The sequence below is a fragment of the Candidatus Symbiopectobacterium sp. NZEC135 genome, assembly GCF_025962695.1.
The window spans coordinates 1-13,677 of sequence record NZ_JAGFPF010000025.1 but is presented as its reverse complement, the minus strand read 5'-3'; the positions used below and the strand labels follow the sequence as shown (position 1 = coordinate 13,677).

Genomic DNA, 13,677 nt, shown 5'->3' with positions numbered 1-13,677 from the left:
GAGGCACGCCCCCATGAACGAGACGCTGGAATTACTGGAAGAGCATCGCCTGTTTGGCGGTTGGCAGCAGCGCTATCGCCATAGCTCGAGCAGCGTGAATGGCCCGATGACGTTCAGCATTTATTTGCCACCAACCGCAGACGATACGCCACCGCCGGTGCTGTATTGGCTGTCCGGGTTGACCTGCAACGATGAAAACTTCACCACCAAAGCGGGCGCACAGCGTATCGCCGCTGAACTCGGGCTGGTACTGGTGATGCCGGATACCAGCCCGCGTGGCGAGGAGGTGGCTAACGATCCCGGTTACGATCTGGGTCAAGGCGCGGGATTTTACGTCAACGCCACCCAGGCGCCTTGGGCTGCGCACTATCGCATGTATGATTACGTTAGCAGCGAGCTGCCTGCGCTGGTGCGTGAGCATTTCAACGTCAGCGATCGTCAGTCAATCAGTGGGCATTCAATGGGCGGTCACGGTGCGTTGATGCTGGCACTGCGCCATCCAGAGCGTTATCGGTCCGCTTCTGCGTTTGCGCCAATCGTTAATCCAAGCGAAGTTCCCTGGGGACGTAAAGCCTTTACCGCTTATCTGGGTACAGATGAAACGACCTGGCGTGAATATGACACCTGTTATCTGCTGGCACACACCTCAGCGCGATTGCCGCTGCTGGTCGATCAGGGCGACAGCGATCAGTTTTTACCCGATCAGTTGCAACCCGCACGCTTGGCGCAGCAGGCAGAGGAACAGGGTTGGCCGCTGACGTTACGCACGCAGTCTGGGTATGACCACAGCTATTACTTTATTGCCAGCTTTATTGAAGACCATTTGCGTTTTCATGCCAGCCATCTGAAGGCCTAAGCGGCATTCCCCAGTGAGGCAGATCGTCTGGTCTGCCTCATTTCTCTCCTTCCCCTCGTTTACGCCACACGGACAATCGACTATCACATGGCAATTTGAAAGCGTTTTTTGCGACATTGCCGACAGCTACAGATTGTTAAACTCCTTTTTTTGTCACACAATCGTTCATTCACTAGGTAATGCAAGAAACTGTTTCAGGGACCTGTTTAGCAGAACACTACGTCCGAATAGGACGAGGTATAAACAGGGGGATTTCACTGGGAGGGATTTGATTTGCAACGTAAACGAGTGGCTTCAAGCGAACTGTTTTCTGTCGGAGGTATAAACAGGGGGATTTCACTGGGAGGGATTTGATTTGCAACGTAAACGAGTGGCTTCAAGCGAACTGTTTTCTGTCGGTTATGATGAAGAAAAAAAACATCTGGAAATTGAACTGCTGAACGGCAGCGTCTATCTGTACAAAGGTGTCGCCCGGATGATCTATGAAGAGTTGCTGTCCAGTACGGCAAAATACCGTTACTACACGCGCTACGTCAAAAACTCATTTCCCTTTGATAAACTGTAATTACACAACAAGCGCCTTATCGGTAGCGGGCCAACGACGGCCCGCTGCGCGGTAGCGTGGCGTGTTCATCCGCTCGAATCAGGCACCGGATATGGTTAGAGCCCCTGCTGTTGCACAAACTCATCGATATTGGCGATAGTTTTCTCCATCAGCACTTGCAACGCAGAGCCTGATGTCCAGGCAATGTGCGGCGTAATCAACAGGTTCGGCATGGTTTTCGCGGCTTTCATCAGTGGGTTATCCAACGACGGTGGCTCCTGTGTCAATCCATCCAATGCTGCCCCCGCAATACGATGCTGCAAAAGTACCGACAGCAGTGCATCCTCATCCACCAACGCACCGCGCGCCGTATTGATGATAAACGCCGACGGCTTACACAGTGCCAGCGTCTGCGAGTTGATCAATCCCTGGGTATCCGCTGTCAGTGGGCAATGCAGCGAGATAACATCGGCGGTTTGCATCACTTGTTCAAAGGGTAAGTAACCCGGCCGACACTGCGCCGCACCGCGTCGCTCTGCAAACAGCACTTTCATGCCCACTGCGCTCGCCAATCTTGCGACCTCTTGCCCTATCGCACCAGAACCGATGATGCCGAGCGAGGATCCCGCAATATCTTTTACCGGATGATCGAAATAACAAAACTGATTTTGCGTGGCCCAGCGATCGCTGAGCTGATCGCGATACCATCCCATCAGACTGTGCTTAAGGGAAAATATCATGGCGATAACGTGCTCAGCCACCGACTGCGTCGAATACGCAGGAACGTTGCGCACAGCGATCCCCAGTTCCTGTGCAGCGGCGACATCAATATTGTTCACACCGGTTGCGGTAACCGCAATCAGTTTTAGCGCAGGCAACGCTTGCAGAATCTCCCGCGTCAGCACCACTTTATTAGTGATAATTACCTCACACCCTTGCGCGCGTTCTACCACCAGTTCCGGCGGCGTATAGCTATATTCGATCCATTCGTGTTGACATTGCGGTCTGCGAAAAAAATGCTTTTTCCAGAAAATGGTTTCAGGCAATGCCCCTTTATCCAGGAAAGTGATTTTCAACATGATGTCAGCCCCGAGAGTTATCGTTGTGATTTATTTGATGATAATAACAAACATTAAAAACGACAATGAATACTGTTTTTTAAACGCTGAAGGTTAATTTTTTTCATGTTGCCACGTTTTATTGTTATTCGAGACTTTTGTTAATTTAACTAAATAGCGTGTATTGTTATCAACAACCAGTGGCAATGTTAATTCGCACATCAAGTTAACCGCAAATGGCATTGAACTCATTAACATTCATTGTGATGACTGACGCCAATGAAAAACACTTTTTGACTGAAATCAGGGTGGATACGTGCCAAATAGTTACCTTGATAAACTATTTATCAGCACGCTTATACAATATGATAGAAAAGCACGGTGGATATACTGAATTACGACATAAGCAGAGAAATTCTTTTACGCGGTGCGAATTAACGGTGTAACCCTATTATTAAACGTGGAGTATTTACATCAACACGCCATCGGTAAGCAGATTACCAATGGCGTGTTCAAATCACAGGCTTAATCGTTATTTATGAAAATCAGGAAAGGTCATTTCTGCATATTTCACAAAGCGCGTCCCGCGCGACAACTTATAACCGAACCAAATCAGTAAAAATAATGGGATGCCAATATAGGTTGCGGTGACGCCATACCAGTCAATGTTATCCTGCAAAAATGCCTGGTAATTTTGCCCCAGAGTGATCAACAGGCAAAGCACGAACGCGAAAACGGGCCCAATAGGGAAGAATCCAGAGCGGTACGGCAGAGCGTTAAGATCCAACCCTTGCTGCACATAGCCACGACGGAAACGATAATGGCTAATCGCAATCCCCAGCCAGGCGATAAAACCAGTCATACCGGAAGTATTCAGCAGCCAGAGATAGACCGTTTGGTTACCAAACATCGAGGTCAGGAAGCAGAGCCCCGCCACCACGGTAGTGGCATACAGCGCATTGCGCGGCACGCCGCCTTTGGAGAGTTTGGCAAACATACGCGGTGCCTTGCCTTCCTGCGCCAGGGTAAAGAGCATACGCGTTGAAGCGTACATTCCGGAGTTACCCGCAGAGAGCACCGCCGTCAAGATCACGGCGTTCATCACCGCCGCTGCCGACAGCAGTCCGGCATTCTGGAACACCAATGTAAACGGGCTGACCGTAATGTCTTTTACATCATTACGCAGCAAGTTGGGGTCGGTATAAGGGATAATCAGGCTGATAATCAGGATGGCAAACACGTAAAACAGCAATATACGCCAGAACACCTGACGAATAGCGCGTGGAATGTTCTGAGCAGGATCTTTTGATTCGCCCGCCGCTATGCCGATAAGCTCGGTGCCTTGAAAGGAGAAACCGACGATCATCGCCACGCCAATCATCGCCGAGAAGCCACCAGAAAAAGGGGCATCACCAATTTGCCAGTTGTGCCAGCCAGCGTTCTCTGCGCCGCGCAGAATGCCGACAATCATCAGCACGCCAACGGCGATAAAGATCACGACGGTAACCACTTTGATCAGAGAGAACCAATATTCTGCCTCACCAAACCCTTTTACCGAGATGTAGTTAAGCAGGAACATCAATACTAAAAACAGGGCACTCCAGATCCAGCCGGAAACCTCGGGGAACCAATAGCCCATCACCAGCTGCGCCGCCACCAGATCAACGGCTATGGTCACCGCCCAGTTATACCAATAGTTCCATCCGAGGGCGAAGCCAAAGCCCTCTTCTACGTATTTGGCGCCGTACGTGGAAAACGATCCCGAAACCGGCATAAACGCCGCCAGTTCGCCCAGGCTGGTCATCAAAAAGTAGACCATCAATCCGATAAGCGCATAGGAGAGCAGTGCCCCGCCAGGGCCGGCCTGCGAAATGGTCGCGCCAGAAGCGACAAACAGCCCAGTGCCGATGGAACCGCCAATGGCAATCATGGTGAGATGCCGCGCTTTAAGCTCACGGCGCAGCGTAGGCGCGCCCTGAGATGTGCTATGTAATTGTTGCTGAGCCATAATATCCTGCGCTCTGTCTAAAATGAGGCGGGATTGTAGCAAATCGTTTTCTACAGAAGCGCTATCATTATCGAGTTATAAGAGAGCTTCATAACTGCCTCGCCATCATTAGCAATAAGAAAGTCGAATGGCCGCCGTAAGCGTTATTTTGCTGGCTGGCAGTATTCCAGAAAGCGCTGCAACACATTGGAAAGGTGTTTTTGTCTGTGATGTACCAGATAGAGTGTGCGCACCAAAGGCGGCTGTTCCAGCTGCAATGCCACCAGCGATCCCGCAGCAAGCTGATCGGCAATGACGCGACGCGACAGGCAACTGATACCAATGCCGTGACGCACGGCATGCTTGATAGCCTCCGAGTTCCCCAACTCCATCACCAGCTTGAAATGGGGTAATTGTGCCAATAGCTGATGATCGAGGATTTCCCGCGTTCCTGAGCCGCGCTCACGCAAGATCCAAGGCGCTTCCGCCAGCATAGCAACCGTTAATATCTGCTGCGCGAGAGGATTATTGGGGGCGCAAAAAACCACAAGCTCATCTTCCAGCCAAGGCTGCCTCACCAAATCTGGATGATGACAAGGACCTTCGATAAAACCAAGATCGACGCTGAATTCCGCCACAGCAGTTACCACATCTTGGGTGTTGCCCACGTGCAGCTCAAAAGGGATAGAAGGGAAATCCCGCCGATAGCGAGCAATCATGGCTGGCAACAGATAGTTACCGATGGTGCTGCTGGCAAACACACGTAACGCACCATTCTCCTGCTGGAACATTTTCTCTATCTCCAGCGACTGTTCCAGAATGGCCAACGCTTTTGGATAAAGCAATCGCCCATGCTCATTGACCACCAACCGCTTACCCACGCGATCGAACAGCTGTACGCCCAGTTGCGCTTCTAAATCCGATAACGCTGCGCTCACGGCAGACTGAGAAAGGGCCAGCATAACGGACGCTTGTGTGGTCGATCCGCTTTTCAGGACCTCTGCAAAAACTTCAAGTTGTCTCAACGTGATGTGCATTGTTAGCCCTTACCGGAAATAGCAATAGGTTATAAGCATATAATCAATTTCTCTTTTATGGCTACTCATCATAGGCTGTGTCCCAGATTAGCTCGACTGCGAACAGGTATTCCAATGGCATCTCTTTTTATAATTCAAGGTGATAAATCTATCCACCCGCTTTTACGCAAGCTACCTGGCCTGCTTTTTATTGCCCTCATGACCGTCGGCTTTCTGCAGCTGGCCGCGCTGCCTTCAGTTGCCCACTTGGGGTTGGGTTCACTAACCCTTGCCATGGTTGGCGGCGCATTGCTTGGCAACACGCTTTACCCTCGCCTGCAACGCTACTGTGATGAGGGTGTTAATTGGTCAAAGCATCATCTGCTACGCTTGGGCATTGTGCTGTATGGCTTTCGTCTCAGCCTGCAACACATTGCTGCGCTGGGTATCAGCGGGCTTGTTATTGACGCGCTGATGCTGACATCTACCTTTCTTCTTGCCTGTTATCTGGGTAAAACCCTGCTTGGCCTTGATGACAAGACAGTATATCTGATCGGTGCGGGCAGCAGCATTTGCGGTGCCGCAGCGGTACTGGCTACCGCGCCGACGGTCAAGGCGGAGGGCGACAGCGTCGCGATTGCTGTCGCTACCGTTGTCATCTTCGGCACTATCGCCATGTTTCTTTATCCTTGTCTGTACGCGCTGGCCGTAACTGGCGACTATTTGCCCGTCTCGCCGCAAGTATTCGGCGTTTACATTGGTTCCACCGTGCATGAGGTGGCCCAAGTCGTGGCGGCAGGCCACAGCATTTCACCCGAGGTTGAAAACACCGCGGTGATTGGCAAGATGTTACGCGTCATGCTGCTGGCTCCGTTTCTCATGGTGTTGGGGGCATGTCTGCAACGCCGCACCAGCAGCAGTGAAACCGAAAAAACGCCGATGGCCTTCCCCTGGTTTGCCGTAGGTTTTATTGCCGTTGCAGGGTTCAATTCACTTCACTGGTTGCCGGACGCTTGGTTAACCACACTCAATCAGATTGATAACCTGTTATTGGCAATGGCGATGGGCGCATTGGGCGTGACCACCCGACTCAGCGCTGTGCGTCGTGCGGGCGTAAAGCCGCTGCTGCTGGCGCTAGCGCTGTTTATCTGGCTGATTGTCGGCGGTGCCGGTATCAACCTTGGCGTCACGGCGTTGCTGGCATAACTGCGCTTTTGTTACGCTGAACGGTTAGCATGTTGTTACGCTTTTTAGCTCAAGCGATCACCTTTGGTTAATAACAGTGGCATACTGTGCGCCAGAGCGATAAGGAGAACAGCATGAAATATGTAGGCGCACATGTCAGCGCTGCCGGCGGTGTGGATCAGGCCGTCATCAGAGCCCACGAACTCAAGGCAACCGCATTTGCCTTGTTCACCAAAAATCAGCGTCAATGGCAGGCCGCACCGCTATCCGAAGCGGTCATAGCGCAGTTCAAGGCCGCCTGCCAGCAATACGGCTATCAACCGGGGCAAATCCTTCCGCACGACAGCTATCTGATCAATCTCGGCCACCCAGACACCGAGGCGTTGGAGAAATCACGCAGCGCCTTTATTGATGAAATGGCACGTTGCCAACAATTGGGGCTGTCATTACTTAACTTTCACCCCGGCAGCCATTTGAAACAGATTGATGAACGCGACTGTCTGGCACGCATTGCCGAGTCGATTAACATCGCGCTCGATGCAACCCAAGGTGTAACGGCAGTCATCGAAAATACCGCAGGCCAAGGCACCAACCTGGGATTCCGCTTTGAACATCTGGCAGCCATTATTGACGGCGTCGAGGATAAAACCCGCGTTGGCGTCTGCATTGACACCTGTCACACCTTTGCCGGTGGCTACGATATCCGCACCGAAGCCGCCTGTGATGAGACCTTTGCCGCGTTCGATCGTACCGTGGGCTTTGGTTATCTGCGCGGTATGCACCTGAACGATGCCAAAAGTGCCTTTAACAGCCGCGTCGATCGCCACCACAGCCTGGGAGAAGGAAACATTGGGCACGCCCCCTTCCGCTATATCATGCGCGACCCACGTTTTGACGGAATCCCGTTGATTTTGGAAACTGTAAACTCGGATATCTGGGTTGATGAAATTGCCTGGCTGAAGGCACAAGCGGCATAAAAAACGCCAGCCGAAAGGCTGGCGTTTTAGCATCGCTTCAGTATTGGCCTACCACTTACGCCGCTTTCACCAACTGCTCGTCAGGGCGTTTCAGCACAGCATACAGCAGACCCGCCACCGCCGTGCCCGCCAGGATCGCGAACAGGTAACCCAGTACCGGCGTGATTGCCCCTGGGATCAACAGCACAAACAGCCCGCCATGCGGTGCCATCAGGTGTGCGCCCACAGCCATCGACAGCGCCCCGGTAATGGCTCCGCCCAGAATACAGCACGGCAGCACACGCATCGGGTCACGCGCCGCATAAGGGATCGCCCCTTCAGAGATAAAGCACAGGCCAAGCACAAACGCGGCTTTGCCCCCTTCGCGCTCGGACGCGCTGAATTTCTTCGCAGCCACCAGCGTCGCAAGGCCCATCGCCAACGGCGGAACCATGCCTCCGGCCATAACCGCCGCCATCGGCGCGTAAATCTGGCTACTGAGTAGAGTGGTACCAAACACGTAGGCTACCTTGTTCACCGGACCGCCCATGTCGGTACACATCATGCCGCCCAGTATTGCGCCCAGAATCACCGCGTTAGCCGTGCCCATGGATTGCAACCAACTGGTCAAGCCCGTCAGGATCTTCGCCACCGGCGTACCTACCACATAGATCATGATGAGACCGGTGATGAGCGTAGCCACTAACGGAATAATCAGTATCGGCTTCAGGGCAGACATACTTTGCGGCAGTTTGACATGATCACTGAGCGCTTTCGCCAGATAACCGGCCAGAAAGCCAGCGATAATTCCCCCCAGGAAGCCCGCACCGGTACTCACGGCCAGCATGCCGCCAACCATCCCCGGAGCCAGACCGGGACGGTCAGCAATAGAGAAGGCGATGTAACCGGCTAACACCGGTACCATCAGCGCAAAAGCGGAGCCGCCACCGATCTTCATCAGGTGTGCAGCCAGCGTGCCTTCCTGTTTAAACGCTTCGATGCCAAACACGAAAGAGAGCGCGATACACAAGCCCCCCGCCACCACCATCGGCAGCATGTAGGACACGCCCGTCAGTAAATGGCGGTACGGTCCGGTACCGCCCTTTTTCTGTCCAGCACTGGCTGGTTGCGCACCACTTTGCGCCGATGACTGGTACACCGTGGCTTCTGCCTGCGCTTTATCCAGCTCCTGCGCCGTTTTCTTCAACGCGAGGCCGGTTGAGGTACGGTACATTTTTTTGCCAGCAAACTTCGACAGATCCACTTCAATATCCGCTGCGACGATAACCAGATCGGCCTGCTCGACTTCTTCCGGCGTGATAGCGTTACCCGCGCCAACCGAGCCACGCGTTTCCACTTTCACCCACCAGCCGCGTTTTTTCGCTTCCTGCTCAATGGCTTCTGCTGCCATAAAGGTATGCGCCACGCCGGTCGGGCACGCCGTCACCGCCACGATACGCGGTACGGAAGGCGCACTCACCGCAGCCGCAGCCGCAGCAGGTGCCTGATACGACTCCGCCTGCGCTTTTGCCTGCGTCAGGAATTGTTCTGGTTGGCTTGCTGCCAGCTCAACGTCACCGACATACACCTTTTTGCCATTGAGCGCGCTGTCAGCAGACAATGCACCACCCAGGACTATCGCCAGTTCGCTTTCATCGATCTTGTCAGTCAGCGTCAGGTCCGCTTTCGCAGCCGCCGCGCCGAGCAGTTTTTTCACCAGGTGGCTTCTGGCAAGCCCCAGTGATTTATCTATTATCAGCAGCGTTTTCATGATCTATCTCTTGCTGTTAGTGATTGAAGGGTTTCAGGTCGACACGCGCCATCATCGCGGCCAACTGAGGTCGATCGGTAATGCCAACATTGCTTTGGCTTACGGCCAGCGCCGCCACTGCGGTTGCCAGTCGTAAGGTGTGTTCACTCGATTCACGCATTAACAGGCCATAAATCAATCCGCCGACCATGGAATCACCAGCACCTACAGTGCTGACAACATCGCAAGCCGGTGGCTTGGCCAACCAGGCACCCGAGGCGTTAACCCACAGAGCACCTTCCGCCCCCAACGAGATCACCACATGAGCGATACCTTGCTCGCGCAGCGCATGGGCAGCGTCTACCACATCTTCTAACGTGGGCAGCTTGCGGCCAGCCCAAATCTCCAGCTCACGACGGTTGGGTTTCACCAACCAGGGCGCGGCTTTCAGCCCAGCGACCAGCGCCTCACGGCTGCTGTCGAAAATAATGCACGGACATTGGGTGCGCAGACGAGACATCCAATCGGTAAACGCATCCGGATCGACACCCGCGGGCAAACTGCCGCTGACGGCAACCATATCGAACTGCCCTAACCAACTGAGCGAGTCATTGACGAAGCGCTGCCAGTCTTGCTGCGTGACATCGAACCCAGAGAAGTTGAGATCGGTCACTTCGCCGGCCTTTTCCGTCAGCTTAACGTTGATACGCGTGCGACCGGGGACAACTTGAAAACGGTTGGCAATGCCCAGTTCGCTGAACAATTGCTGAAAGCCGTCCTGATTGTCTTTGCCCAGAAATCCACCCACCGTGACGTCAATCCCGAGGTCTTTCAGCACTTTGGCAACATTAATACCTTTGCCTGCGGCGTGAAGACCCGCCGTTTGCACCAGGTTGACTTCACCCCGTTCAATTTCGGGGCAATATCCCACCAGGTCATACGCGGGATTCAGGGTAATGGTGGCAACTCGCCTGCTCATGCTGCGCCCTCTCCTAATCCAGAATTAATTGCTTCGCCAATCGCCGCCAATGCCTGTTCAGCATCGCTGCCTGCTGCGGTGAAGCGCAGCTTATGGCCCTTTTTAACGCCCAGCGCCACTACCTTCATCAGGCTGCGCCCGTTGGCCGGCTTACCGGTACCGTCCAGGTTGGTCACCGTGATCTCGCTGGTGAACTGCTTGATAACATTCACCAGCATGGTGCCCGGACGTGCGTGCAACCCGTGCTCGTTACGGATGGTGTAATCTGCGGTCAGCACATTGTTTTCTTCCAGTACGTCGCTGGTCAGCAAGGCCAGCAGCGTGGCGGCATCGGCATTCAGCAAGCGTTCAGTTTTCTGTGCAATCAGCAGGTTGCTTAAATAATCGATGGGGGCCAACGCTTGTTCATCCGCGGCGGCAACGGTAATCAGCAGCGCTACCGGTTCGTCATGTGCAGTAAACGCGGTGGCAGGACGGCTTACGGTGACAGCACTCGCTAGGTTGCCCTGTGCGTTATCGTTCAACCACACCCCTTGTCCCAGATAAAGCGGCTTCTGGCTGACGGCTGCGCTGACAAACCCGGCATCGACGGCACCGATCTGCTGCAAACGACCCGCGTTCAGCGCCTGTAATGTTAGCAAGCTGTCGGTAGCAACATCCAACGTAATCAACGAGGTATCAAAACGGAAATCCGCGCCTTGCTGCTCACCCATCAGCAAACTACGCAACTCTTCTGCTGAGTCGGTTTTTGCCATACGCGCTGCAACGTTTTCATCGCTCAGTACGTGGGTTAGCTGACGCAACAATGCCAGGTGTTCATCAGAGCGAGCGGCGATGCCCAGCACCACATAGGCGGTGTCATCTCCCCAGGCAATCCCCTGCGGAAACTGAAACACCTGAACGCCGGTTTTCAGCACCAGATCGCGCGTATCGGTTGTGCCGTGAGGGATAGCAATACCGTTGCCTAAATAAGTCGACGTTTGCAGTTCACGCTGCAACATGCCATCGACGTACGCCGGGCTGACACACCCGGCAGCAGCCAGCGCGGCCGCCACTTGCTGGATAGCGTCCTGCTTATCGCTGGCAGCCGCACCCATATGAATATCTTGCTGTGATAACTGGAACATGACGCTCCTCTCCGCTCTGTTGAATCGTTTCAGCAAACAAGTGAATATTTAAGGCCATGAATGGCAAGCAATGCAAAAAAAGGATGACTGAAACGTTTCAATGAGTCTGGGCCTAATGTTGCTTTTATGCAAATATTCCACGACTTTCATGTGATGGATTTTTGACATCACGCACATTTTAGCCATTGAGCAGGCTGAATTCATAATAGAAAACCGCATAAGCTGAAGGCTTGCTGAAGCAAAAAAGTTGAAACGACTTTTCAGAATGCGTAAAGCTCGCGTAAAATACGCGCGCTGTAGTATCACGGTTTGCATTTTCTGACTCAAACGGCACTGACTCTCATCTTGCACGTTTTTTGCACGCGCGTATCTTCCATACGTTTTCTGACTTACAAACGCACTGCCCTAGATTGTTAACTATGTCTATATTGAACTCCGTATTGCGGCGTCAGCCCGATCTGACATCCTCTGCATTCCTGGTGATTGCTTTCCTGACGGGTATTGCCGGGGCATTGCAGTTACCGACGTTGAGCCTGTTCCTTTCTACCGAAGTGAAGGTAAACCCGCTGATGGTGGGGCTCTATTACACGGGCAGTGCCGTTATCGGCATTGTCGTGAGCCAAATGCTGGCCACGCGCTCCGACAAGCAAGGCGATCGTAAGCGGCTGATTATGCACTGCTGCATACTGGGTGCACTGGGATGCGTGCTGTATGCCTGGAACCGTAATTACTTTATCTTGCTGATTGTTGGCGTCATTCTCTCAAGCTTCGGTTCGACCGCTAATCCACAGCTGTTCGCGCTAGCACGCGAACACGCCGATCGCACAGGACGCGAAGCCGCAATGTTTAGCTCAGTAATGCGTGCCCAGATCTCCCTGTCCTGGGTGATTGGTCCTCCGGTGGCTTTTGCCCTGGCGCTGGGTTTTGGCTTCCCGGTGATGTACCTCACCGCAGCGATTGTCTTTTTGCTGTGCGGCGCGCTGGTGACCTTTCTGCTCCCCTCCATGCCGAAATCCACATTGAAAACGGATACAACACTGGCATCACCACGCCAGAATCGACATGACACACTGCTGCTTTTTTTCGCCTGCACCGCCATGTGGACGTGTAACGGGGTTTACCTGATCACCATACCGTTATATGTGGTCAACGCCCTGGGACTGTCAGAGAAGCTGGCCGGGATCATGATGGGCACGGCGGCAGGGCTGGAAATTCCGGTTATGTTGATTGCGGGATATGTGGCAAAACGCGTTGGCAAACGCGTTTTGATGCGTATTGCCGTTGGTGCAGGCCTGCTGTTTTATGTTGGACTGGTGCTGTTTAACGCAGAGTGGGCGCTGCTAGGATTACAACTGCTGAACGCCATTTTCATCGGTATTTTGGCCGGTATTGGCATGCTCTATTTTCAGGATTTAATGCCAGGACAAGCAGGCACCGCCACCACGCTGTTTACCAACACCACGCGCGTGGGTTGGATCATATCCGGATCGCTGGCGGGCATCGTGGCACAATTTTGGGGTTATCACGCCGTGTTCTTTATTTCCCTGCTGATGAGCGTGGGGGCGGGTTACTGCATGTGGAAAATCAAAGATGTATAAACAACACGGCGCCTATCAGGGCGCCGTCTCTGCTTCAAGCCGTAAAAGATAAGTCATCGCATCATCACGGTTTGTCATACACATCTCCGCCTGCGGTTGTAGCGTTGCACACACCGCAGGTCGCAGTGGTGAACCAAACAGGCCGCAGCGCATCGCGGCATCAAGATGCAGGCAGCGTACGTTGGCGGGCTTCCCCTCGGGCATGCCCGGCAGCGGACTGGAGATTGACGGGGCGATACAGCAGGCCCCACAGCCTGAACGACATTCCATCCTGTTTACTCGCAAGGCGGGTTTAGTGGCTGCTCCAGCCTAGCAAATTTGCTCGATAAGACCAGTTTAATACAGAGACATTCACCATTTTTTCCTTCTTTATCCTCATATGCGTTGGCTATTTCACGTTTTACTGGCAGATCGACGATTTACTTAACCATAAGTTTTTCGTATCATTAAACTAGTACAACAATTTTACTTTGGAGCTGCAATGTCAGCTGACGTTTTTCCGCTTTCCCGTTCTCGCTCTGCCTTTGGCGGTGCCATGATCATTGCTGGCACTGCCGTGGGTGCAGGCATGTTTTCCATTCCCATTGTTACCGCCGGAGTCTGGTTTAGCGGCTCCGTGCT

Annotated in this window: 13 protein-coding genes; 6 read left to right on the top strand and 7 right to left on the bottom strand. The window is 53.2% G+C overall.

Going from position 1 to position 13,677, the window contains the following annotated elements; genetic code table 11:
• Nucleotides 1-13 precede the first annotated feature (13 nt).
• Both fghA and J5224_RS13595 read left to right on the top strand, forming a co-directional pair.
• Nucleotides 14-856 carry an S-formylglutathione hydrolase gene (fghA, locus tag J5224_RS13600; protein WP_264625881.1) on the top strand — a complete coding sequence of 281 codons (843 nt, stop codon included), beginning with the start codon at nt 14-16 and terminating at the stop codon, nt 854-856.
• A 355-nt stretch (nt 857-1,211) separates the two neighbouring features.
• A complete protein-coding gene (locus J5224_RS13595; RefSeq protein WP_264625880.1) occupies nt 1,212-1,421 on the top strand; it encodes a KTSC domain-containing protein in 210 nt (69 codons plus the stop codon).
• A 95-nt stretch (nt 1,422-1,516) separates the two neighbouring features.
• On the opposite strand, the gene J5224_RS13590 is transcribed toward J5224_RS13595, so the two are convergent.
• From J5224_RS13590 to yieE, 3 genes are all read right to left on the bottom strand, one after another.
• Nucleotides 1,517-2,479, bottom strand: coding sequence for a 2-hydroxyacid dehydrogenase (locus tag J5224_RS13590; protein WP_264625879.1), 963 nt, complete (start codon nt 2,477-2,479; stop codon nt 1,517-1,519).
• Between the two features lie 511 nt (nt 2,480-2,990).
• On the bottom strand, nt 2,991-4,466 hold the full coding sequence (locus J5224_RS13585; protein ID WP_264625878.1) for an amino acid permease: 1,476 nt from the start codon (nt 4,464-4,466) through the stop codon (nt 2,991-2,993).
• A gap of 143 nt (nt 4,467-4,609) precedes the next feature.
• Nucleotides 4,610-5,482: a DNA-binding transcriptional regulator YeiE gene (gene yieE, locus J5224_RS13580; protein ID WP_264625877.1), complete on the bottom strand. Its 873-nt coding sequence runs from the start codon at nt 5,480-5,482 to the stop codon at nt 4,610-4,612.
• Between the two features lie 114 nt (nt 5,483-5,596).
• On the opposite strand from yieE, the gene J5224_RS13575 reads away from it, so the two are divergent.
• Complete coding sequence (locus tag J5224_RS13575) at nt 5,597-6,667, top strand: YeiH family protein (RefSeq protein ID WP_264625876.1); 1,071 nt, start codon at nt 5,597-5,599, stop codon at nt 6,665-6,667.
• Between the two features lie 113 nt (nt 6,668-6,780).
• A complete protein-coding gene (gene nfo / locus J5224_RS13570) occupies nt 6,781-7,623 on the top strand; it encodes a deoxyribonuclease IV (RefSeq protein WP_264625875.1) in 843 nt (280 codons plus the stop codon).
• Nucleotides 7,624-7,678: 55 nt separating this feature from the next.
• On the opposite strand, the gene fruA is transcribed toward nfo, so the two are convergent.
• Genes fruA through fruB form a run of 3 tightly spaced genes read right to left on the bottom strand, consistent with a single transcriptional unit; the run spans nt 7,679 to nt 11,458 of the window.
• Nucleotides 7,679-9,373 (bottom strand): PTS fructose transporter subunit IIBC, encoded by a 1,695-nt coding sequence (gene fruA, locus J5224_RS13565; RefSeq protein WP_264625874.1) that lies wholly within the window; start codon nt 9,371-9,373, stop codon nt 7,679-7,681.
• Nucleotides 9,374-9,389: 16 nt separating this feature from the next.
• Nucleotides 9,390-10,331: a 1-phosphofructokinase gene (gene fruK, locus J5224_RS13560; RefSeq protein WP_222160345.1), complete on the bottom strand. Its 942-nt coding sequence runs from the start codon at nt 10,329-10,331 to the stop codon at nt 9,390-9,392.
• Nucleotides 10,328-11,458 (bottom strand): fused PTS fructose transporter subunit IIA/HPr protein, encoded by a 1,131-nt coding sequence (fruB, locus tag J5224_RS13555; protein ID WP_264625873.1) that lies wholly within the window; start codon nt 11,456-11,458, stop codon nt 10,328-10,330. Before fruB ends, fruK begins: the two co-directional genes overlap by 4 nt.
• A gap of 419 nt (nt 11,459-11,877) precedes the next feature.
• Here fruB and J5224_RS13550 point away from each other — a divergent pair, with 419 nt between their 5' ends.
• Nucleotides 11,878-13,056 (top strand): sugar efflux transporter, encoded by a 1,179-nt coding sequence (locus J5224_RS13550; RefSeq protein WP_264625872.1) that lies wholly within the window; start codon nt 11,878-11,880, stop codon nt 13,054-13,056.
• 15 nt (nt 13,057-13,071) lie between these two features.
• Here the strand turns inward: J5224_RS13550 and J5224_RS13545 are convergent, their stop codons facing one another.
• A complete protein-coding gene (locus J5224_RS13545; protein WP_264625871.1) occupies nt 13,072-13,326 on the bottom strand; it encodes a YkgJ family cysteine cluster protein in 255 nt (84 codons plus the stop codon).
• 211 nt (nt 13,327-13,537) lie between these two features.
• Between J5224_RS13545 and J5224_RS13540 the strand changes: the two genes are divergently transcribed.
• On the top strand, nt 13,538-13,677 hold a 140-nt coding region (locus J5224_RS13540; protein ID WP_319802441.1), incomplete at its 3' end, for an aromatic amino acid transport family protein.

Excerpts from the sequence above, each read along its gene's own strand:
- fghA (WP_264625881.1), top strand. The coding sequence starts at position 14 with ATGAACGAGACGCTGGAATTACTGGAAGAGCATCGCCTGTTTGGCGGT.
- J5224_RS13590 (WP_264625879.1), bottom strand. The coding sequence starts at position 2,479 with ATGTTGAAAATCACTTTCCTGGATAAAGGGGCATTGCCTGAAACCATT.
- J5224_RS13585 (WP_264625878.1), bottom strand. The coding sequence starts at position 4,466 with ATGGCTCAGCAACAATTACATAGCACATCTCAGGGCGCGCCTACGCTG.
- yieE (WP_264625877.1), bottom strand. The coding sequence starts at position 5,482 with ATGCACATCACGTTGAGACAACTTGAAGTTTTTGCAGAGGTCCTGAAA.
- J5224_RS13575 (WP_264625876.1), top strand. The coding sequence starts at position 5,597 with ATGGCATCTCTTTTTATAATTCAAGGTGATAAATCTATCCACCCGCTT.
- nfo (WP_264625875.1), top strand. The coding sequence starts at position 6,781 with ATGAAATATGTAGGCGCACATGTCAGCGCTGCCGGCGGTGTGGATCAG.
- fruA (WP_264625874.1), bottom strand. The coding sequence starts at position 9,373 with ATGAAAACGCTGCTGATAATAGATAAATCACTGGGGCTTGCCAGAAGC.
- fruK (WP_222160345.1), bottom strand. The coding sequence starts at position 10,331 with ATGAGCAGGCGAGTTGCCACCATTACCCTGAATCCCGCGTATGACCTG.
- fruB (WP_264625873.1), bottom strand. The coding sequence starts at position 11,458 with ATGTTCCAGTTATCACAGCAAGATATTCATATGGGTGCGGCTGCCAGC.
- J5224_RS13550 (WP_264625872.1), top strand. The coding sequence starts at position 11,878 with ATGTCTATATTGAACTCCGTATTGCGGCGTCAGCCCGATCTGACATCC.
- J5224_RS13545 (WP_264625871.1), bottom strand. The coding sequence starts at position 13,326 with ATGGAATGTCGTTCAGGCTGTGGGGCCTGCTGTATCGCCCCGTCAATC.